Here is a 21,076-nt window from a genome sequence, read left to right on the forward strand (position 1 = left end):
CCGGCTTTATTCTCGCATATCCGACATTGGATTGCCGATACGATGGACCGACATTCTTCGAGTCTGGCTTTTTCTTGCCAACATGGTCACATAGACTGAAGTCATATCGTTGATCGAGGCCGAAAGGGAAGAGACATGCGCGTAATTTTCAACGAGGAGCTGGGACTGGTGGCCGACGATCTCGATCGGATGGCCGCCAAGGTTCGCGATGCCATCAAAAAAGCCGGAAGGTCCCTGATGGACTGCGAACTGGAAACGGCCCAGGAGGTCATCGACGGTGATGCCGATATAGACGACCTTCAGGCCAGCATCATCGATCAATGCATCAGGCTTCTGGCCAAGCAGAGCCCAGTGGCCACTGATCTGCGGGTGGTGGTCTCCACGCTGAGCCTGTCAGCCACCTTTGAACGCATGGGAGACCTGGCCAGGCACATTGCCGAGACGGCAAGACGCTCCTACCCCGAGCCGACCCTGCCTGCCGAGGTCATCCCCCTGTTCAAACAGATGCAGGACTTTCTGGATGTCATGGCCGATCGTCTGGTCGAAATGCTCTCCGACAGGGACACGACCATAGCCGAACAGATCATCGTCAGCGATGACCAGATGGACAAGCTCCACCAGCAGACATTTGGCTATGCTCTCTCAGACGACTGGACGGGAACCAGGCAGCAGCTGATCGACCTGGTCCTGGTGGCACGGTTCATGGAGCGACTGGGAGACCATGGCGTCTCTGCGGCCCGGCGCGTGGTCTACATCGTCTCGGGCTTCGACCCCTCTAAGGACCCCAAGGATCTGGACCTCGATCTGGACTGACCGGACGGCAAAGGGGCGGCCCATCACCTGACAGCTGGTCGGGTGACGAGCCGTTCTTGCTTTCCCAACCGCTAAGAACGCGAAAGGTGGTGCCCTCCACGAATAGAGAAGACACCACCTGAACAGCTTTGACTCTCTGCGCCCAAAAGCCGATTTCAGAGCATCAGATAGATCTGCCTGATGGAACTCACTTCTGGCCTTGGGCCGCAACAGCAGCAGCACCGGCTGCGGCCGCCTCCGGATCCAGGTACTCGCCGCGAGGCTTGATGGGCTTGAAGCTCTCATCCAGCTCGTAGACCAGGGGAATGGCCGTGGGGATGTTGACCTTGGCGATCTCGTCCTCAGTCAGGTTGTCGAGCATCTTGACAATGGCCCTCAGAGAGTTGCCATGGGCAGCGATCAGAACGGTCTTGCCGGTCTTGAGCTCAGGAACAATGTCGCTCTGCCAGTAGGGAGTGACGCGCTTGACCACGTTGGCCAGCGCCTCTGCGCGGGGCACGGGGGCTCCGGCATATCGAGGATCATGGGACTGCGAGTATTCGTCGTCAGGATCGATTTCAGGCGGCGGGGTGGCATAGGAGCGACGCCAGAGCATGAACTTCTCGTCACCGTACTTCTCGCGGATCTCGGTCTTGTTCTTGCCCTGCAGAGCTCCGTAGTGACGCTCGTTCAGCCTCCAGTCCCGCCTGACGGGGATCCAAAGGCGGTCGGCCTCGTCCAGGGCGATGTTGGCGGTGTTGATGGCACGGCGCAGCAGGGAGGTGAAGACGATGTCCGGCAGAACACCCTTATCCTTGAGCAGCTTGCCGCCCTTGCGGGCTTCCTGCTCGCCCTGCTCGGTCAGCGGGACGTCCACCCAGCCGGTGAACTGATTGGTGTTGTTCCATGCGCTCTGGCCGTGCCTGAGCAATACTAGTTTGTAGGTCATAGTGAAAATTCTAAAGCCTAAGAGGGACTGTTTGGCGGACTTCACTCGGCTTAAAGCAGGCAGACACCCAGCCAGCAGAACCCGGTCAGTAAATCGGTGTAGCCCGACAACGCGAAAGCTCTGCTGAACCGATTCCGACAGCTGGCCACCGTGGTGGCAACGGCCATCGCCAGAACAGGCAGCAGGCAGAGCAGGCGGGGCCAGGCGGCTGCAAGGGAGCCGCCGGACAGTGACCATGACTCGACGATGCCCAGGATCACAGCAAGGGCATAAGAGGATCCCATCAGCATCAGCGTGCCTCTGGCTCCGATGAAGGAAGACAGCGTGTACTTGCCAGCCAGAGGATCCGCATCGATGTCACGATAGTTGTTGATCTCCAGAACGGGAATGCAGACAAGACCGCCAACCAGGGCGCCGATGAACCCGTGACGGTCGATGCTGCCAGTCTCCAGGTACTGGGTGGCCAGCACGCCGACCAGGCCGAAGAAGATCATGATGCTCAGCTCGCCCATGGCCATATAGCCGTAAGGGTGTTTGCCCCCCGTGTAAAACCAGGCTCCCAGCAGACAGAAGATGCCTACCAGGATCATCCACCAATGGCCTGTAACCCAGCACAAAATCAGACCGGACAGGCAGGCCATAAGGATGTTGAGATAGGCGGACAGCAGGACCTTGCGAGGTTCCACGCCACCGGCCACTCCCCTTCTGGGCAGATCAGGCAACGAGCCGTCAGCGCCCGCGCCCGAAAGGCTGCTCCGACCCTCGTCAGTACCCCTGATGCCATCGAAGTAGTCATTGGCCAGATTGCAGGTACTGTGAACGAACACAGCCGTCAGACAGCAAAGAAGGGCAATAACCCAGAAGCGCGCATCCGGCCCCAGTCCTTGGCTGAACCGCTGTCGGAGAGCCACCGCCGCGCCAATCAGAACCGGAGTGGGCGAGCAGAGCAAGGCCGAAGGTCGCAGTGCGTCCTTGTATTCCTGAAGTGTGATGAACATGATTGCCTGATTATCCACCAATCGCTTGAGAGTCGGAATGCCCGTCCATCAGAGTACCAAGATCCTCACAGTTGCAGGAGCAGGCCCGCCGACCAGCATAGGGCAGAGACCAGAGTGCCTTTGCCAGCCATGCCGAAGGCCTTGGGCAGCTGGCCGCGGGCAAAGGCCCGACAGATCAATAGAAAGACGGCAGCCACCGGCACAAGGATCAGCACCAGAGGGAAGCCTGGCAGGCCATGTCTCATGACAGCCGGAACGAACTGTATCAGGCTCAGGACCAGGCTCAGAATGTAGACCAGATAAATGGAGATGGCTGCTGCGCGCGCACCCACCAGAACCGCGTATGTGTGCTTGCCTGATAGGCGGTCGTCGTCCAAGTCCCGGTAATTGTTGAGCATGAGCAGGCCCACGGCATTGAGCCCGCAGACGCAAGCACCCAGAAGGCCGACGAAGTCGATCCTGTCAATCAAGAAGTATTCGGTGCCCAGGGTGGCCACCAGTCCGAAGAAGATGAAGACGCTGACCTCGCCCAGCCCGTGGTAGCCGTATGGATGAGGTCCGCCCACGTAGCACCAGCCGGCAATCAGACAGCAGACCCCGACCAGGATCATCCACCAGTGACCGGTCAGCGCCATGACGGCCAGACCCATCAGACAGGTGAAGGCCGCCGAGATCATGGTGGCGTACAGCACCTGCCTGGGCGGTACGCCTGCGGCCACCAGACGTCTAGGCCTGCCGGATGCGGCCTCCTCGCCTCCGCGGCCGGAATCGGTGCCGCGAACACCATCGGCATAGTCATTGGCAAAGTTGGCTGCGATCTGCATGGACAAAGCAAGCAAGACCAATAAAAGCACGATCAGGGCCAAGCGCCCCGGCGTGGCCGCTTTCAGAGCAGGATCGACGGGCGAGGGCGAGCAGGAGCTGGTGCATTGCTCCAAGAGCCGTGACCTCTTCAGGACCGCAGCCGAAGCGCCCACGCAGACAGGCGCCACCGAAGCAGGCAGCGTCCGGGGACGCATGCCGTCCATCCACAGTCTGATATTCATGACCGCTGCTCCTCTGACATCATGTCAAACCAGCGGCTTGACCAGGGGGAAGGTGATGGTCTCTCGGATGGATGCGCCGGTAAGGGCGATCAACAGACGATCTATGCCCATGCCCATGCCGCCAGCGGGAGGCATACCCACGCCCAGGGCTTCCAGGAAGTCCTCGTCAATGTCCATGGCCTCGTCGTCGCCCCGGCTGGCCATCTTGGCCTGCTCGACGAACCGCTGCCGCTGGACCACTGGATCGTTGAGCTCCGAGTAACCCGTGGCCAACTCGAATCCGCGAACATAGAGGTCCCACTTCTCGACCACGCCCGGCTTGGTGCGATGAGCCTTGACCAGGGGGGATGTTTCAACCGGAAAATCACGCACGAAGGTCGGCTCATACAGCTTGTCCTGCCAGAAGTGCTCCCAGAGGTGCTCGATCAGCTTACCGTGGTTTTCGGCCGGCTCCTCCTCCAGACCCAGTTTGTCGGCGATGGTCCGCAGATGGCCAACGCTGGTCTGCGGGGTAATCTCTTCGCCTAGGGACTCGGAAAGGGACTCGTACATGCTGATCTGATGCCAATCGCCGCCGAAGTCGTACTGGCTGCCATCCTGCAGGGTCACCTTCAGCGACCCCGACGTGGCCAGTGCTGCCTGCTGAATCAGCTCCTTGGTCAGCTCCCCGATGGTGTCGTAGGTGCCGTAAGCCTGATAGGCCTCCAGCATAGTGAACTCCGGCGCATGAGTGGCATCCACGCCCTCATTGCGGAAGTCCCGGTTGATCTCGAAGACCCGCTCAATGCCGCCGACCAGACAGCGCTTGAGGAAGAGCTCAGGGGCGATGCGCAGGTAGAGGTCGATGTCGAAGGCATTCATATGCGTGGTGAATGGCCGGGCCGCAGCGCCGCCATGCACTGTCTGCAGCATAGGGGTCTCGACCTCCATGAAGTCGTGGTCCTCGAAGGTGCGTCTCAGCGAGGAGACGGCCTTGGAACGACGACGGACCATGGCCCGCACATCCTCATCGGCGATCATTGCCAAATAGGGCTTGCGGGTGCGCTGCTCCTCGGTCAGCTCCTTATGAAGGGCCGGCAGCGGCTGCAAAGCCTTAGCCGCGATGTTCCACTCGGTAGCAAAGACGGAGAGCTCACCGGTCTTGGAGGCAACCACGCGGCCGCGCAGGTAGAGGTGATCACCCAAGTCGACCAGCTGCTTGAACCGCTTAAGGGAATCAGCGCCAATCTCACGCTTGGAGATCATGCCCTGGATGCGGGTGCCGTCGCCTGCCGCCAGCTGGACGAAGCAGAGACCGCCGCCGTTGCGCAGGAAGAGGACCCTTCCAGCGATGCCGACCACATCCTCAGTCTCCTGGCCTGGCTCAAGGCGGTCCTGATATTTGCGGCGCACATCCTCGATGCGGTCGGTCACATCCAGATGGACCGGGTAGGGCTCAATGCCTTCCTTGAGCATGAGCGCCCTTTTTGCCACACGCATGCGCACCTGCTCAGGATGACTTTCAGGGCCATCCTCCAAGTTGCCAGGATCAATGGCGTCATCCAGCTGGGCGCCCTGATCAATCTTCTTCGTGATGGCCATATCCTGGTCAAGCAGTGCCTGAGCACGCTCGACCGGCGTCAGACGAGGGGTTTCTTCCGATGAGTCATTCATAAATCGCTATTTTACGCATGAGCCGGTACTAGGCGCCGGTTCCCCTAATGGCAAGTGGCTGAATGGCCGCGCCGCGCAGACGATGGCGTTTGGCCGACGGTACGTGTACTATATAGAACGTTGTCACGGGGTATAGCGCAGCTTGGTAGCGCGCTTCGTTCGGGACGAAGAGGCCGGGGGTTCAAATCCCCCTACCCCGACAAGCATTCCGGTCCATATGGATCGGGGTTTCTGTTTCCCACAGCTGTTGGATGGGAATGCATGCATCAAGAAGACCGGCACGACTGCTTTCAACGATGATTACATGATCCATGGCGATATCAATACTATGGTTTGGATAGCGTGCGGAAACGATCCAGATCCGTGTTGCACATTCAAGCAATTACATTATCTACATTATCCAAAAGAGCCTGATGGAAAACTCGGCTTCGATACTCAACGATCTTCTATCGCAATAAATTGCACTATGCATGCCGCTGTTCTCCTGGCGATTCCATACCACAGGGCGTCAGCGCCAGCTTTCGACGCGCGGCCCAGAACTCTTGAAAAGCCTAACAGGGGTAGGCAATCGCTAAATTACTGTCAGATTTGACGATACTGAATCCTGATCCACGCAACTCCGATATTGCTCACCAGTGAAGAAGTCCTTCCCAAAGGCAACGACACTAGACGTGACCTAGATGACATCGCCGATCGGAATCCGTCAAAAGCCACCAGTCTAGACTGGTAATAGTAGCGACCTCGGCGCTAGGGCTCCATGAGGAACCCGCACCTTCAGATACTCTGACAGCAAGGGAGCCAAATGAGCCAGGACCAGACACCGATCACAGGCAGCAAGCAGAAAGAGCCTCAACAGTCCTATATGCAACCGGACGGCAGCTTCGACACCCAAGCCTTTCTGGATGGTCTGGATGCCATCTTCAGCGCCGGCAAGGCCCGCGACCAGGCCGAACTCTACCTGCAACAAGCACTGGTGGATGCGGAGAATGCAGGCGACGATGCCGGACTGTTGACCGTGCTCAACGAAGCCATGGGATTCTACCGGTCCCAGGGCCGCCATCAGGAGAACATGTGGATGATCCAGCGCGCCATCGAGCTGGCCTCACGCATGCGCATCGAGGGGTCCGAGGCCTGGACGACCACCCTGATCAATGCGGCCACAGGACTGCGAGCGGCCAAGAAGTACGACCAGGCCGAAGATCTCTACCGGCAGGCACTTGTCTCTGCAGCCAAAACCCTTGGCCCCAAGGACCGGCGGCTGGCGGCCCTGCACAACAACCTGTCCATGCTCTACAGCGAAACCGACCGGCACGACCAGGCCGAACAGGAGCTGCGCCAAGCCATGGACATCCTGGAAAATTCCAGCACCGATCCTTCGCGGGATCTGGATCTGGCCACCACCCATACCAACCTGGCGCTCCTGCTCATGCAGCGCAGCGACAGCCCGCAGACTCTGCAGGAGGCTTGGGATCAGGCTCGCACAGCCCTGGACATCTACCGAACCGGCCACCTGGAAAATAGCGCACACTACGCCTCAGCACTGGCAGGCTTTGCCCAAGTCTGCTATATAGCCGGGCGCTTCAGCCAATCGGCAGATACCTATCGCAAGGCCCTGGCCATCATTGAAGATCGATACGGCAAAGGCAGCGACTACTACCGGATCACCAAAGCCAATCTGGACCAGGCGCAGACTGCCGCCGCAGAAGCCAGGGACAGGGACAAATCCAACCAGAACGACGAAGCCGCATCCAGCCAGATGAAGACCAGCTCAGACCGGCCACCTGCCGAGAATCACAACAGTGACAATGATCCGCTTGATTCCCATCCGGATATTCAAGGACTGGACCTGGCCAAGGCTTACTGGGAGCAGGTGGGCCGCCCCATGCTTGAAGAACGTTATCCCCAGTATCGCGGTCGGATCGCCGCGGGATTGATGGGCCATGGCTCGGATTGCTACGGCTTTGACGACGCCATCTCCCGGGATCACGACTTCGGCCCCGGCTTCTGCCTATGGTTGACCAGCGAGGATTACCAGGCCATCGGCGACCAGCTGCAGAAGGACTATGAGGCCCTTCCCGCCGAATTCATGGGGTTCGGGTCACGAACCGACAGCGTCAGAGCCAAGGGGGCTAACCGACGCGTGGGCGTCTTCGAGATCGGCGCCTTCTTCGAAACCCTGACCGGCTACCGGCAGGCGCCCCCGGAAGATCACCCCCATGAGTGGCTGCTCCTGGACGAAGCCACGCTGGCGGCGGCCACCAATGGCAAGATTTTCGCAGATCCGCTGGGACGGATGCTGGCCACCCGGCAAGGGTTCAAGGCCATGCCCGACGATGTGCGCTTCTGTCTGATCTCCCGTCGCTTGGGCATGATCGCCCAGGCAGGCCAGTACAATCTGCCGCGGAGCCTGCAGCGGGGCGATGGGGCTGCGGCAATGCTGTCAATCAACGAATTCATCAAAGCCTGCGCCTCCCTGATCTTTCTGCTCAACAATCCTTTGACGGTCGGTTATCTGCCCTACTACAAGTGGACGTTCGCGGCCCTGCGGCGGCTGAGCGGACGAATGGCCACCAGACTGTCCGACCTGACCGAACAGCTGGAGAACATCCTGCGCCTGGCCTCGGCTGCCTGCTATGGGGGGCAGGGCTTTGGCGAAGGCGGCAAGGGAGCCCGACCGGCTGCCGAACGCATCACCAAACTTGTAGAGTCAATCTGCGCAAGAATCGTAGAAGAGCTGCAGGCGGAGGGATTGACCAACAGCCCCGAAACCTTCCTGGAGTGGCAGCGCCCCTATGTCGAGGCCCACATCTCCAGCAACGACCCGGTGCTTCACAGCATCTGAAAGGAGCCAAAGATGGCAAACGACGAGCAATGTCAGGATGAGGAATCCCTGCGCGAGCGGATCGTCCGCCACGAATGGAAGCAGTTTCAGCAGGTCAACAACGAGGGCGGCCCAGCCAACTGTCAGGGCAACTGGCCCATGTTTCACCAGATGCGCCTAAGCCAGTTTCTGACCTGGCCGCATCCCCTGTTGACCAGTTATGCGAATGACCTGGATCAGGCCGACAAGGAGGGACGCAACCTGTTGACCGAGAAGTACGGGCGCATGATGGAGTCCACGGCGCCGGACCAGTACCACAGCAAGATCGCCCCATACCTGCCCAGGCTGGGCCTGGATCGACAAGAGCAGCAGGAACGCATCATCGACCGGCAGGTGGCCTGGGCCAAGGACTTCCGCGAGCGCTACCCCCGTTTAGGCCAGGAGATGCGGCTCCTGCGCACCAGCGAGGACACGCCGGAGACCACCTCCTTTGAGACCTATCTGCGTGGCGAACTTGGCACCTATTCGGCCAGGACTCTGGATCTTTACCAGTTCATGGTGGACCAGATCGCGGCTCGGGGCGGCAACCTTACCGAGGAAACCATTCTGGCCACGGTGCAGATGAATGGCTTTGAGACCCTGGACGAAGCCGAGCAGGCCCAGGACCGACCACCTGAACCACAATTATGAGGTCGATCTCTGCAACCAGTCGAGCGGTCGGGTAGAGTTGACGGGTGCAAAAGCTGAAACGGGCGGGTCTCACCGCCTCCTCCTTTGTGGTCATCCTTCTGGTCATGCTCTTTTTGGGCCAGGCCATGACGCCGGACTGGCAGGTGGAACCCTACCGCGACCATCTGCAGGTTTCGACCCGGTCCACTGCCATCGCCACGAGTCTGGGAACCACCACCCCTGAGGGCACTCACCCGGTCAGGGAACAGAAAATCAGCATCACTCTGGATGGCGGAGTTCGCATCCAGGCCATTGTCAGAGAGCCAAGCGACCGAAAGGGCACTGGCCCAGCCTGCCTGTTCATTCATGGCGCCGGAACAGGCAAATCCGCAGAGGTATACGGCGATCTGGCTTCAGCTATGGCCTCGGCAGGCATCACCACCCTGGTGCCTGACAAGCGTTTGGACACCTACACCACCTTCCACCGCGACTATCAGGCCATGGCTGCCGACTATGGACGATCCCTTGATCGTCTGCGTTCCTGGCCGGGTGTGGATCCAACCAAAACGGGTCTGTACGCCGAGTCCGAGGGCACCTGGATATCGACCATCATGACCGCCAAGGACCCCAGCATCGCCTTCTCAGTTCTGACGTCGCCTCCGGTCTACCCGGGACGACGGCAGATGGCCATGGCGGCCACCAGCTACTTGGATCTGATCGGCGCACCTAGGGGAATCCGCAACGTGATACCACGGCTCATGGGCATGGACCTGTCCATGCTGGGCCTGGAGTACGCCGACTTTCCCTCCCTGCCCTATCTGGATCGGCTGCGGATGCCGGTCATGATCAACTTCGGCACCATGGATGTCTCCATGCCAGTCGAGCAGGGTGCGCGCGAGATCATCCGCAGAACTCATGCAATCGGCAACGACAACGTGACCCTGCGCTACTACCCCACCAACCATCAGATCCGCACCGGCAGTCGGCTGGCCAAGGCCGGGTTGCCCCTGGAACCCCGGTATACGCATAATTTGGAAGACTGGATCAACGCCGTAGCGCTGGACACCAAAGCCGATCAATGGTCAACCCCTATGATTGCCGGCAGCCAGCCCCACCAGCTCAATCAGGTGCCCGAGCACACGAATACCGGGTTGATGCCTTCACTGACCGCCCTGTTGACCCTGATGGCCAGTGGCCCCATTCTGCTGGCTGCCGCCCTTCTATCTGCCCTGATTGGAGCTTTGAGCTCACATCGGCGGACTCCAGGCAATGACCACCGACAGTCAGGTTTCAGCAAAGGCCTGACCGGACGGCTCTGGTCGCTAGGCCTGCTAGCCGCAGGACTTATGGCTGCCCTGCTGGCCTATGCCTTCACTGTGGTCCGCCGGGCGCTTGGCCTTATGCATCTGTCCTCGATGATGGCATCATGCTGGTCCCTGTTGTCCGTCCTGTGTCTGGTACTCATCCTGCTCTTGGCGATCATCCTGACCTCTATCTTCAGCCGATCTGACGGCAAGCCGGCTGTTGCCGGGGCTGGCCACTGGCTGACCCTGACCCTGACCCTGCTGGGGTCTCTGGCCATCCTTGGCAGCCTGATCTTCTGGAATATCCTGGTCTTTTGAGACAGATCGGATGCGCCTTGCTGATGCCAGCCAGGCTACTACAGACGCGCCAATCAGCACCACGCCCAGGCCGGCAAAAATCAATGGAATAATCCGCTGCCAGGGTATGACTATGGTCAGATCCGTACCGTAACGCAGAAAGACCAATCCTAGAGCCAACATGGTCAGAGCCAAAAGTCCAACCAGGGCGCCAAATATGATGGTAGGCAGGCTGGGGCCGCTAGGACGGACCGGCTCCGGCGGCTGCATCCGAACCTGGTATATCGGGGGTGGGGATTCAACCGGCATGACCTTGGTGGTGCGCTCTTGGCGATCCAGCGGCTGGCCTCCTTCTGGTTGCTGCATATCAGTCATCTTCCTGATCCTCCCCAAACTGCCATGGATTGTAGCTATAATCCCAATATTCATTGATCAAGCCGCTGTAGAGCTGCGCCCGCTTCGGCTGGGTGGCACTCCCCTGGGCTTGCACGGTGACCCGTGCACCGGCCATGAGATTGGCTTCGACGATCAATTCGGGATCGTCGGGCATATGCCACTGATCCTCCTTGGACGCTCGCAGAGCTTCCTCCCAATTGCGTCGTTCAGCTGATGACGACGTATTGCCCCACCACATCCGGTTTCCCTGTTCCGTCTCGGTTATCCAGTCAGCCGCGCCCGATCCCAAGACCCTGTAGAGGTCGGTGTGTTCCCTATAGGACAAACTGCATCCCTTGGGAATGAGCAGGCGAACGTCAGCATAGGCCACAGCCAGGCGGACGGTGCCCGTCGGGCAGCCTGAGACTGTGCTCACCGCATCATCCATAATCTGAACGCGATGGGTGCCGTGTTCCTGCTCATAACCAGTCAGGTCAATGACGGCACTTCCCCGATCCTGCGGGTCTCCGACAAGCGCGGTGCCGCGGCGGTAACGCCTCATGTCTGCACTGTTCGCCCCCAACAAGCGCCCATAGTTGTTGCCGTTAACTTGAACTGTGGAGTAGTCGGCCAAGATCCTGCGGTTCTGGGTTTGCTCAATGCCTGGTATGGCCGAACCGGTAGCCAGAATCAGGACGACCAGACAGGCCATCAAGGCAATGGGGGTCAATCCTCCTGACCTGCGGCCCATCAAGCCCAGGATCAATATGACCACGCCAAGTATCAGCGTGACGCCTCCAGCCCAGACCAGAGCATAGGTCAAGGTCGCATTCAATCCGCGATAAGGGTTCGTGGCCATCCACCAGACCCCTGCTCCGGAGACCAGGATCAGTCCTGACAGAAGACTGACCAGCACAGGTCCGGCGGGGCGACGTCGCAGCCGGGGCGGAACCGACGGAGCCTTGCGGGCTATTCCCGGCCCTGTCGAGAATGATCTGGCTGTGCCATAGCCCGGCCAGGCACTGAATCCATACGACTGATTCATGCTCCCCGCAGGTTCTGCAGGGCCTTCTGCCTCCGTCCAGCCTCCGGGAGCTGCACCAGCGATGGGATTGCCCCCATCTTGCGTATTATTCGAATCGCTGCCGGCGTTTGCCGAATACTCTGTCTTGGCGATGGGCCCGAGAGAGGTTACCTCCCCCTGTTGCTCCAAAGTTCCATACGAATCGGAATGCCCTGGCTGGTCCTTGTATCCTTCTGTGCTCGCATTGCTGTCTGTCTGCGTATTGCTTCGTGTCCCTGTGTAATCCTGGTACCCCTCATACCCTGAAAAACTTGGGTACCCAGGCTGATTCGGACGCCATTGCGAACCTGCGCCACTCGGCCGTTCCGAATACTGAGGTCCCATCACCCAAGGATCGCCCGAAACCGGCCTGCCGGCATCCGGCCCAGCCCAGTACCCTCTTTGGTACTCCAGGGCCTTATTGCGACTCCACCGGATGAAGAGATACAGGATCAGGGCGCCAAATGCCAGTGAAAAGATTCCGACTCCAGGAATCAGGATGGCCAGCAACCAATAAATGATGATGCCCACCATGGAAGCGTGCCAAATCCCGTGAATCAGCTCCTGTGCGATAATGACTCCACGCCGGTCCGGCAAAACGAACCAGGCAAAACCGTAGAAGGCGGCACCGGTGCCGAAGAGAAAGACCGCCAAAATCATCAGCGCTCTGACCAGGGTCACGCTCCAGCCCAGCCGACGGGCCAAGGCTACACAGACGCCTCCGATCCATCCCTGGTCGCGGATCAGGTAGGACTCCCTGCAGGCGCGGAAGAACTTGTCGGACTTCCGCTGCCAGCCGTTATCAGGGACATTGCCGTTCATATCGCTGCTCATATCTTCATTACAACACCCTACGAGCGTAAATCTTATGGGGGAACACCCTGATTCGACCCTGATTTCTTCCGCTTATTGCCTTGTCGGCACCTTCCAAAAACGATAATGGAAACATGAACGCACCCATGCAGGAACAGCAAATGCTGAAGGAACCACCTCCTCTGCACCCTGCGCGAATGCCCCTGATGAGGCCGCACAAGGGCAGGATCCTGTGCGGAGTCTGCAAGGGCGTCAGCCTGCACCTGGGCATTCCCGTCTTCTGGATACGCCTGGTCATGGTGCTTATGGCTCCCAAAATGATCACCTGCGTGATCTACTGCTTTCTTTGGTTGACGCTCCCCCAGGGCGATCCCACCCAGGCAGTCCAACCGAATGACCCGAAGTCAGCTCCGCTGGCGCCCAGCATCCTTACTGAACAGCCAGATCAGAAGGAGGGCCACGGCATCGGTCCTGGGAGGATAACCAGACTGCTGGCTGGCCTGGGCATCATCCTCCTGCTGACTGCGGTCTTTCTGCTCAACAGCGGTATGCGTCCCGCCTTTGTCGTCCCCTGTCTGCTTTTCTGCGCAGGACTGGTTCTGGCCTGGCTGAGGCCGGAAAACCAAGGGACCGGCTATCACCTGCCGACCCTGATAGGCAGCCTGGCCCTGATCCTGTCTGCTGCGGTGATCTTCCTGCTCTCCACCCAGGAATTGCATTGGGCCCTGACCCTGATAGTCCTGGCCGGCCTGCTTCTTGTGGGCGTGACCGCAGTGGTCGTGCCCTGGGTAGGCTCGATCCTCAGCCAGCTGGGCGATGAACGAGCCATGAAGGAACGCGAGGAAGAGCGGGCCGATATGGCGGCCCACCTGCACGATGGCGTCCTGCAGACCCTGGCCCTGATCCAGTTGCATGCCGACGATTCGCATACCGTCTTCTCTCTGGCCCGATCCCAGGAGCGCGATCTGCGCAACTGGCTCTACCAGGAACGCACGCCCTCAGACCGATCCGTCAGCACCGGACTGAGCCAGATAGCCGCACAGGTGGAGGACGAATCCGGCAAGCCGATCGAGGTGGTCACCGTGGGCGACGCCATGCCCTGCGCCCAAACTGATGCCCTGCTCAACGCGGCCCGACAGGCCCTGGTCAATGCCGTAACCCACGGTGGTGAACCCATATCCGTATATTGCGAGGCCCGCAGGAATCAGGTTGAAGTCTATGTGCGCGACCACGGTTCGGGCTTCGATATGGATGCAATTCCAGCTGATCGCCTGGGAATCCGCGAGTCCATCATGGGCCGGATTCAGCGGCGTGGCGGCAGAGTCGAGATCGTCTCCCGTCCTGGCTGGGGCACCGAAGTCAGGATGCACATGCCGCTGTCCGAGGCCAGCCAACACCAGGAGGGCAAGGTTGATCAGGCTGAAAAAGGGACCAAGGCTCAGCAATGATAGGATGCATGATGAACCATTCATTCACAGACGCATGCCGGTCCGATCCCAGCCACACTTGAGGACCCCACGTCGGGAAAGGCGGGCTGAACCACGCCCATGACCACGACTGCAAAAGAGTCCCATCAAGCCAAGGATGCCCCTGAATCCCGTGACAGCGGGTCTGCAATCATCCGCGTGGCCGTCGTCGACGACCATGAGATGTTCCGCACCGGCGTCATCACCACCCTGCAGCCGCATTTCCACGTCGTGGGGCAAGCGGCAGACGTGGAGTCATCCATTCTCATGGTCAGGCAGACCCGTCCCGATGTGGTCCTGCTGGATGTGCACGTGCCCGGCGGCCAAGGCGGGGGAGGCGCAGAAATTCTCAGCCGCTCCCATCCCTTATCCCCCAGGTCGGTCTTTCTGGCTCTTTCCGTATCCGACTCGCCCAGGGATGTGGGTTCGGTCATCCGCGCCGGAGCCCGCGGTTACGTCACCAAGACCATCTCCGCCAAGGACCTGGTCTCCTCAATCCGCCAGGTTCACGAGGGGTACGCAGTCTTCTCCCCCAAGCTGGCAGGATTCGTGCTCGCCGCCTTCCAGGAGGACGAGGCAGCAGATGCCGGTCTGGCAGAAAACGACGAACTGGATCGGCTCTCCGCGCGCGAGCAGGAGGTCATGCGCCTGATCGCCCGCGGCTACACCTACCGCGAGGTAGCCTCCGAGCTGTTCATCTCCATCAAGACGGTTGAGACCCACGTCTCCAACGTCCTGCGTAAGCTCCAGCTATCCAACCGAACCGAACTGACCCGCTGGGCCGCAGACCGCCGCATCGTCTGAGAGTCCGCTCAACAGGCGATGCCGCGCTGACGAAGAAGCTGACGCAGACTGCTGATGTCACGGGCAACAATCCCCTCCATACCTAGTCTGTCTGCCATAGCCACATGCTCAGAGTCCATATCAACAAAAATCGTATGCCCAGGGCTGATGGCGAAACGACGCAGAGCCAGACGATAGAAGAGCGGATCGGAAAGATCCAGATGCTCCTGGGATGAGATCAGCACGCCTTTCAGAGCAGAGAGGGGCAAAAGGGCCTCTGACACCGCTTCGGTCAGCTGACTGGTCGTTGCCGCCAAGCCCCAAAGAGTCAGGCCAGCTCGCCGCAGATTCTTCAGCAGATCCGATGCTCCAGGGAGCAGGCCCTTTACTGCTAAGGTGTAGTTTTCCAGACAGACGCGAACCACCCAAGCGACCGCAGGCCCGTGAGTTGTTTCATAATCGGCCAACGCCTGCTGCGGATCCACGCCCAGATTGATCTGTTTGCTGACACAGGCGAAGCCCCAAGGGTCGTCCGGATCCAGCACCATATCGACCACCCCGTCAGGGTACTGCCCGATCAGGGCTCGGCGCAGGTCCCAGTCCACTAGGATCCCAGGCAGAGCGAAGAGAATGCTACCGCCTGGGGCCACTGGATCTGGGCGGTCCTCGCTGAACAGCTCTTCACCTGGCAGGTCGCCCGATACGCCTTGGCTTAATCCCTGCTGGAACTCCTGATGCTGCCTTGCCATGCCCCCAGAATAAACATCTGGACCTACAGGGCCTACGGCAGAATCAAGTCGGCACGTGATCAATCACTAGGTGAAGGCCGCGGAATGGATATATTGAAGCCAGCAATGGTCGAATTTTACATTTTGCGACCTGCCCAGGGCGGAAGTCCCGCCTGGCACGAAAGGAGCCGTTATGCGTCGGCTGCTGCTCACATCCTCATTCTCCGCTACCGCAGGCAAGCTGCCCGCTTTCCTCGAGGGCTCGCCCAAGAATCATACGGTGGCCTTCATCCCCACAGCCAACCTTCCACAACGTTCAGATAGTTATGTCCAGGAGGCTCGTCAGGCTTTCACCGACATGGGCTGCCGGATCGACAACCTGGAAGTCTCGACCGCCGATCCGGAAACCATACGCCAGAGCCTGCAGGAGGACGACCTGATCTATCTGTCCGGCGGCAACACCTTCTTCCTGCTGCAGGAGCTGCGTCGCTCAGGTGCTGCTGATCTGATCAGGCAACAGGTGGATCAAGGCAAACCCTATATCGGTGAATCAGCAGGCGCTGTGGTAACCGGTCCCGATATCGGCTTCCTGGATGCCATGGATCCGCGCTCGGCCGCCCCGGATCTGGACTCAACCGCCGGGCTGGCCCTGGTGGACTTCCGCCTCCTGCCCCACCTTGATTCCGAGCCCTTCACCGAGGTGACCAGAAAAATTCTGAACCGCTACGGCGACGACAGGCCCATGGTGGCCATCGACAACACCCAGGCCGTGGCGGTCTGTGGGCAGTGCCTGACCATTCTTTAGAGAACGCCAATCAGCGGCAGAGGCCTTCCATGACCTGGCGGGCCTGATCCAGACGATCACCCGGACAGAGCAGGATGACACCGTCTCCGGCGAGCAGCCGCAGATCGCCAGCAGGAATCAGCCTATGCTCGCCCCGGCGAAGACCGATTACGGCGCATCCATGCGGCCAAGGGACCTGCCCCAACAGACGACCAGCCGCCGGACTGCCATGCTCTATGGGAAACTCCACAGTGACCCTGTCAGGAACCTGTGCGTCGGGAGCATGTCCGCGTCGATAACGCTCCAGCAGAGCCTCGTAAACAGGTTCGACACCCAGCAAATCGGACACCATCAGGGCAGTGAAGGCACATAGGGCCACGGGGAGCATATGAACCAGGGATCCAGACATCTCCACCGTCAGCAGGATGGAGGTTATGGGAGCCTTGACCGAGGCGGTCAGGGTGCCTGCCATGGCGCAGACCGCACAGACCGGAATAATCCGGACGGGCATTCCCAGGGCGGCTGCGCCCATACCGCACAGGGACCCAGTCAGCGTGCCAACTGCCAGGATGGGCATGAAGATGCCACCGGGTGCGCCGCTGCCGAAGGAACTAGCCGTAAAGAGCATCTTGACCAGAAGCAGAATCAACAGGTTGACGGCCCCCGACCAGGCCAGCTCGCGAACGCCTTCCGCCCTGCCGATCAGGTCCTCGCCGCCACCCAGGACGGCAGGCAGCAACAATCCGACCGGCAGGGCGAGGAAGAGAGAGATCACCGGTCCCAGCTTCGAGGGCAGATGACTGTAAAGGCTCTGCGCACCCAGCAGCAGGCGGTTCATGGCAGCTCCCACAAGGCCGGCCACCAGCCCAAGGGGGATCATCAGCAGATACTGGGCGATGGTCAGCTGTGGCATAGCAGTGAAGTCCAGGACAGGACGCAGACCGAAGCGGTTCTTGGCGATGAAATCGGCGCTCAGACAGGCCATGGCCGCCGAAAGGAGGATCATGGGAGAAAAAGACCTGTGAATCTCCTCCAGAGCGAAGACCATCCCCGAAAGCGGCGCATTGAATGCTGCAGACAGACCGGCAGCAGCGCCGGAGGTCACCAGGCAGGTCTCCTCCACACGGTCTCGGCGCAGTCCGCGGGAAACCAGCTGGGAACCGGCCGCGCCGATCTGCACTGAGGGTCCCTCCCGCCCCAGAGAAAGCCCGAACATGCCGCAGGCCAGACCACCCAGGAATCGCACACCCAGCACAGGCAGAGCAGGCATGCGCATGCCGCGGATGACCACTCCCTCCACCTGCGGAATGCCGGAGCCCGAAGCCATGGGAACCCGATTGATCATCCAGGCCAGAACCAGACCTACCAGCAGGGCGGCCAGCAGCCAAGGAAGAATCATCAGTGGCTGGTCATGCATCTGCGCATAGACCCATCGAGCGAACCTGGTGGCATAGCCGATGCCCTGCCGGTAGAGCACTACCAGCACTCCCACCAACAGTCCGCAACAAGCAGCCCTGAGTGCCACAAGCCACCAGCCTGCTCGACCCGGTCTGATCGCCTGCATCGGGTCGGCAGAGCCGGCTTGATCCGCCTTATCTGCCGATGGTCGTCTCCAAGACAGATTCAGCCGCACCGGCCTGCTCCTTCTCTCCTGCTCAAACAACGATTTCAGCATCCCCTGGGGCAGAGACCAGGAGCAATGACTGAATAGACGATTTCACCTCTCTGGCAGTATGAACACCTGTGATACCAGCTTGCGGGCAAGATCCGGCAGGCAGGAACCAGGCAGGCAGACTGACACGTCATCAGCGCCCAACGGCAGAGCCGTCTGTTCATCAGTTGCCGTCAGGCTACCAACCAGGACGACAGTGTCCACCTGGCCGTGATGATCCACAAGATCCAGCAGCGAGACTCGGCCCGGCACCGTACCCAGACAGTCACGCAGGGTGGCAGCCGAAGCCATGTGCAGCCTCCGGCATCCGACCAGTGCTCGCACCTGGCGCAGATCAGGACGCGTTATGCCCTTGGCCACCAGGAGTATCAGCAGGCCTCCAGCATCCTCCAGCACCAGGAATTTGGACAGGTTTTCAACAGGCAGCCCCAGAATGTCGGCAATGCCCAGTTCCAAGCCCTGGTCGATGGTGTCCAAAGGCGGATGCTGAACGACGCGCCAGTCCGCTCCTACTCCGTCCAGAAGCTCTCGCACAGCCATGGGGACAACCCGGTTCCCCGTGCCAATTGATCTTTTATCCCTATCGTCCGGAGCGCCAAGGGGTGCTCTGACTACTGATTCAGTACCGCCATTCCTGAAACTCATGGGCGCCTTTTCAGTCGTTGGCCACTTCCGAGTCGGGCTTCAGCTCCTCCTCCTTCTGGCCTATCCTCTTCCTGTCTATGCGGTAGTAAGCATTGAAGAGGCCGCCGGAGGTCAGCAGGAAGACAAGGAGAACCAGCATCCATATATTCTCCGCGGCATCATATGTTTCAAGCAGTTCATAAGAGGATGAGATCATCTTCAGCCAACCTGCAACTGACACGAAGTACCAAGCAGTCGCCTGGTCAAGAAAGCTTAGCGCCCGTCGGCGCTCGGACCTGGTTCTCGTAGCCTGGCGAAGGATTTCATGCCCGCGTTTGCGTTCCAAGTGGATCTTGACGATGGGGGCCAGCCACCACCATGGCGAAACCTCATCCCAATTCTTGCTGAGCTGATCAAAATCATCCAGGAGCTCCTGATATTCCTGCAGTTCCATAAGCCCCTGGAAGAGTGGAAATGTGAAAAGCAACCAATCCCCGATCAGAGAGACAATGGCGATGAATTGATCCACGACCCGACCTTTCCCTTGCAGAGTCGGCACCCAAGGGCCGGCTCACGTGATTAAGCATGGCTACCATCCATCATTGTAGACACCAAGTTTCAGCCCAATCCGTGTGCAACCACTGACCTTGGGGCCGAGAGCATTAAGATTCAGCCAATACAAGAATGCCCCGGATACAGCTCCGGGGCATCAATCAGGCGGACAGGGCGGGATTCGAACCCGCGGTGGCTTGCGCCACAACGGTTTTCAAGACCGTCTCTTTCGGCCGCTCAGACACCTGTCCATAAGACGTGCCAAACAGGCACGTCACTCATCATACGACATCAAGGTTCGTCCAACCACCAGCGGAATGTCGGCCAAGCCCGTCAGAGAAGGCTCAGGCCTCCCAGGTCTTAGGCTCGATGACCTCCTTGCCGCCTACATAGGAGCGCATGGCCTCGGGGATGACGATGGATCCGTCGGCGTTCTGATGGTTTTCCAGGATGGCGACCAGCCAGCGAGTGGTGGCCAGGGTCCCGTTCAGGGTGCTGACAGGACGGGTAGAGCCGTCATCCAGCCGTTCGCGCTCGTTGAGGCGGCGGGCCTGGTACTCGGTGCAGTTGGAGGTTGACGTCAGCTCGCGGTAGCGACCCTGGGTGGGCACCCAGGCCTCGCAGTCGAACTTGCGCGCTGCCGAGGACCCCAGGTCTCCTGCAGCGGTGTCGATGATCCTGTAAGGCACGTCCACCTTGGCCAGCATCTCCTGCTCCATGGCCAGCAGCTGCTTGTGCTGGTCACGGGAGTCTTCCTGCTTGCAGTAGACGAACATCTCCACCTTGTCGAACTGGTGGACGCGGATAATGCCCATGGTGTCCTTGCCTGCGGAGCCAGCCTCGCGCCGGTAGCAGCTGGACCAGCCGCAGTAGCGCAGCGGACCTTGGCTCAGGTCCAGAATCTCGTCCTCGTGCATGCCGGCCAGAGGGACCTCGGAAGTGCCCACCAGATACTGGTCGTCGGGCTCACGCAGACGATAGATCTCGTCGGCATGAGCGTTCAGGAAGCCGGTGCCAGCCATGACCTCGGGCCGCACCAAGGTGGGTGTAATGGTAGGAATGAATCCATGCTCCATGGCCTGGTCCACGGCCATGGTCAGCATGGCGATTTCCAGCCGGGCCACATCCCCGCGCAGGAAGTAGAAGCGGGAACCGGAAATCTTGACGCCCCTACGCATGTCGATGCCGGCCACGCCCACGCCCAGGTCCAAGTGGTTCTTGGGTTCGAAACCCTCCTTGGCGAAATCGCGCGGGGTGCCGACCTTCTTGACCACCACGTAATCGTCCTCGCCGCCCTCGGGCGCTTCGGGCTCCACTACGTTGCTGAACCTCCACATCAAATCGGTGTACCTGGCGTTGGCCTCGTCGGAGGCTGACTTGCAGGCGTTCACCTTCTCGGACAGGTCCTTGGTCCGGGCCAGAAGGTCGGCTTTCTCATCAGGAGACGCCGAGCCCATGCGCTTGCCGAGCGACTTCTGCTCAGCCCTGCAGCTCTCGTAATCCTGGAGCGCAGCCCTGCGCTCGCTGTCCGCCTTCAGCACCTCGTCGACGAGTTCCACCGATTCGCCGCGTTTGCGCTGTGATTCACGGACAACATCCGGATGCTCCTGAATGAACCTGATATCTAACATATTTGAATTGTATGACTTTCAGGAGACACGGAAACCGGCCTCGCATACCTCTTTCC

At 59.9% G+C, this 21,076-nt stretch carries 17 protein-coding genes and 2 tRNA genes; 8 read left to right on the forward strand and 11 right to left on the reverse strand.

Going from position 1 to position 21,076, the window contains the following annotated elements; all coding sequences use genetic code 11:
- Positions 1-135: 135 nt before the first annotated feature.
- Complete coding sequence (gene phoU, locus DKK75_RS05900) at positions 136-813, forward strand: phosphate signaling complex protein PhoU (RefSeq protein WP_110452506.1); 678 nt, start codon at positions 136-138, stop codon at positions 811-813.
- A gap of 187 nt (positions 814-1,000) precedes the next feature.
- Here phoU and DKK75_RS05905 read toward each other — a convergent pair whose 3' ends face one another.
- The 4 genes from DKK75_RS05905 to lysS form a co-directional block, all read right to left on the reverse strand.
- On the reverse strand, positions 1,001-1,741 hold the full coding sequence (locus DKK75_RS05905) for a phosphoglyceromutase (protein ID WP_110452507.1): 741 nt from the start codon (positions 1,739-1,741) through the stop codon (positions 1,001-1,003).
- Positions 1,742-1,791: 50 nt separating this feature from the next.
- On the reverse strand, positions 1,792-2,739 hold the full coding sequence (menA, locus tag DKK75_RS05910) for a 1,4-dihydroxy-2-naphthoate octaprenyltransferase (RefSeq protein WP_110452508.1): 948 nt from the start codon (positions 2,737-2,739) through the stop codon (positions 1,792-1,794).
- Between the two features lie 65 nt (positions 2,740-2,804).
- Complete coding sequence (gene menA, locus DKK75_RS05915; RefSeq protein ID WP_110452509.1) at positions 2,805-3,785, reverse strand: 1,4-dihydroxy-2-naphthoate octaprenyltransferase; 981 nt, start codon at positions 3,783-3,785, stop codon at positions 2,805-2,807.
- Positions 3,786-3,809: 24 nt separating this feature from the next.
- On the reverse strand, positions 3,810-5,438 hold the full coding sequence (gene lysS, locus DKK75_RS05920) for a lysine--tRNA ligase (protein WP_110452510.1): 1,629 nt from the start codon (positions 5,436-5,438) through the stop codon (positions 3,810-3,812).
- 126 nt (positions 5,439-5,564) lie between these two features.
- On the opposite strand from lysS, the gene DKK75_RS05925 reads away from it, so the two are divergent.
- The 4 genes from DKK75_RS05925 (at position 5,565) to DKK75_RS05940 (ending at position 10,550) form a co-directional block, all read left to right on the forward strand.
- A tRNA-Pro gene (locus tag DKK75_RS05925) sits at positions 5,565-5,638 on the forward strand.
- Between the two features lie 602 nt (positions 5,639-6,240).
- A complete protein-coding gene (locus tag DKK75_RS05930; protein WP_110452511.1) occupies positions 6,241-8,280 on the forward strand; it encodes a DUF4037 domain-containing protein in 2,040 nt (679 codons plus the stop codon).
- Between the two features lie 12 nt (positions 8,281-8,292).
- Entirely contained in the window at positions 8,293-8,949 is a 657-nt protein-coding gene (locus tag DKK75_RS05935) for a DUF4125 family protein (protein WP_110452512.1), read from the forward strand.
- A gap of 44 nt (positions 8,950-8,993) precedes the next feature.
- Positions 8,994-10,550, forward strand: a complete 1,557-nt coding sequence (locus DKK75_RS05940; protein ID WP_110452513.1) for an alpha/beta hydrolase family protein — start codon at positions 8,994-8,996, stop codon at positions 10,548-10,550.
- Positions 10,551-10,896: 346 nt separating this feature from the next.
- On the opposite strand, the gene DKK75_RS05945 is transcribed toward DKK75_RS05940, so the two are convergent.
- Positions 10,897-12,801: a PspC domain-containing protein gene (locus DKK75_RS05945; protein WP_110452514.1), complete on the reverse strand. Its 1,905-nt coding sequence runs from the start codon at positions 12,799-12,801 to the stop codon at positions 10,897-10,899.
- Positions 12,802-12,941: 140 nt separating this feature from the next.
- Here DKK75_RS05945 and DKK75_RS05950 point away from each other — a divergent pair, with 140 nt between their 5' ends.
- Both DKK75_RS05950 and DKK75_RS05955 read left to right on the forward strand, forming a co-directional pair.
- Positions 12,942-14,228, forward strand: a complete 1,287-nt coding sequence (locus DKK75_RS05950; RefSeq protein WP_110452570.1) for an ATP-binding protein — start codon at positions 12,942-12,944, stop codon at positions 14,226-14,228.
- Between the two features lie 99 nt (positions 14,229-14,327).
- The gene (locus tag DKK75_RS05955; RefSeq protein ID WP_110452515.1) at positions 14,328-15,050 is read left to right on the forward strand and encodes a LuxR C-terminal-related transcriptional regulator; all 723 of its coding nucleotides are present in this window, start codon (positions 14,328-14,330) and stop codon (positions 15,048-15,050) included.
- Between the two features lie 8 nt (positions 15,051-15,058).
- Here DKK75_RS05955 and DKK75_RS05960 read toward each other — a convergent pair whose 3' ends face one another.
- The gene (locus tag DKK75_RS05960; RefSeq protein WP_110452516.1) at positions 15,059-15,778 is read right to left on the reverse strand and encodes a hypothetical protein; all 720 of its coding nucleotides are present in this window, start codon (positions 15,776-15,778) and stop codon (positions 15,059-15,061) included.
- Positions 15,779-15,950: 172 nt separating this feature from the next.
- On the opposite strand from DKK75_RS05960, the gene DKK75_RS05965 reads away from it, so the two are divergent.
- Positions 15,951-16,562 (forward strand): Type 1 glutamine amidotransferase-like domain-containing protein, encoded by a 612-nt coding sequence (locus tag DKK75_RS05965; protein WP_110452517.1) that lies wholly within the window; start codon positions 15,951-15,953, stop codon positions 16,560-16,562.
- Positions 16,563-16,572: 10 nt separating this feature from the next.
- Here DKK75_RS05965 and DKK75_RS05970 read toward each other — a convergent pair whose 3' ends face one another.
- From DKK75_RS05970 to serS, 5 genes are all read right to left on the reverse strand, one after another.
- A complete protein-coding gene (locus DKK75_RS05970) occupies positions 16,573-18,066 on the reverse strand; it encodes a ClC family H(+)/Cl(-) exchange transporter (protein ID WP_258333174.1) in 1,494 nt (497 codons plus the stop codon).
- Positions 18,067-18,258: 192 nt separating this feature from the next.
- Positions 18,259-18,858: a YbaK/EbsC family protein gene (locus DKK75_RS05975; RefSeq protein WP_110452519.1), complete on the reverse strand. Its 600-nt coding sequence runs from the start codon at positions 18,856-18,858 to the stop codon at positions 18,259-18,261.
- A 10-nt stretch (positions 18,859-18,868) separates the two neighbouring features.
- Positions 18,869-19,366: a hypothetical protein gene (locus DKK75_RS05980; protein ID WP_110452520.1), complete on the reverse strand. Its 498-nt coding sequence runs from the start codon at positions 19,364-19,366 to the stop codon at positions 18,869-18,871.
- A gap of 189 nt (positions 19,367-19,555) precedes the next feature.
- Positions 19,556-19,640 (reverse strand) — tRNA-Ser (locus DKK75_RS05985).
- Positions 19,641-19,733: 93 nt separating this feature from the next.
- Entirely contained in the window at positions 19,734-21,020 is a 1,287-nt protein-coding gene (gene serS, locus DKK75_RS05990) for a serine--tRNA ligase (RefSeq protein WP_110452521.1), read from the reverse strand.
- Between the last annotated feature and the right edge of the window lie 56 nt (positions 21,021-21,076).

Origin of the sequence: Bifidobacterium asteroides (genome assembly GCF_003202695.1) — a bacterium.
Lineage (GTDB): Bacteria > Actinomycetota > Actinomycetes > Actinomycetales > Bifidobacteriaceae > Bombiscardovia > Bombiscardovia asteroides_G.

Coding starts and splice junctions, on each gene's coding strand:
- phoU (WP_110452506.1), top strand. CDS start 136: ATGCGCGTAATTTTCAACGAGGAGCTGGGACTGGTGGCCGACGATCTC.
- DKK75_RS05905 (WP_110452507.1), bottom strand. CDS start 1,741: ATGACCTACAAACTAGTATTGCTCAGGCACGGCCAGAGCGCATGGAAC.
- menA (WP_110452508.1), bottom strand. CDS start 2,739: ATGTTCATCACACTTCAGGAATACAAGGACGCACTGCGACCTTCGGCC.
- menA (WP_110452509.1), bottom strand. CDS start 3,785: ATGAATATCAGACTGTGGATGGACGGCATGCGTCCCCGGACGCTGCCT.
- lysS (WP_110452510.1), bottom strand. CDS start 5,438: ATGAATGACTCATCGGAAGAAACCCCTCGTCTGACGCCGGTCGAGCGT.
- DKK75_RS05930 (WP_110452511.1), top strand. CDS start 6,241: ATGAGCCAGGACCAGACACCGATCACAGGCAGCAAGCAGAAAGAGCCT.
- DKK75_RS05935 (WP_110452512.1), top strand. CDS start 8,293: ATGGCAAACGACGAGCAATGTCAGGATGAGGAATCCCTGCGCGAGCGG.
- DKK75_RS05945 (WP_110452514.1), bottom strand. CDS start 12,801: ATGAGCAGCGATATGAACGGCAATGTCCCTGATAACGGCTGGCAGCGG.
- DKK75_RS05950 (WP_110452570.1), top strand. CDS start 12,942: ATGCTGAAGGAACCACCTCCTCTGCACCCTGCGCGAATGCCCCTGATG.
- DKK75_RS05955 (WP_110452515.1), top strand. CDS start 14,328: ATGACCACGACTGCAAAAGAGTCCCATCAAGCCAAGGATGCCCCTGAA.
- DKK75_RS05960 (WP_110452516.1), bottom strand. CDS start 15,778: ATGGCAAGGCAGCATCAGGAGTTCCAGCAGGGATTAAGCCAAGGCGTA.
- DKK75_RS05965 (WP_110452517.1), top strand. CDS start 15,951: ATGCGTCGGCTGCTGCTCACATCCTCATTCTCCGCTACCGCAGGCAAG.
- DKK75_RS05975 (WP_110452519.1), bottom strand. CDS start 18,858: ATGAGTTTCAGGAATGGCGGTACTGAATCAGTAGTCAGAGCACCCCTT.
- serS (WP_110452521.1), bottom strand. CDS start 21,020: ATGTTAGATATCAGGTTCATTCAGGAGCATCCGGATGTTGTCCGTGAA.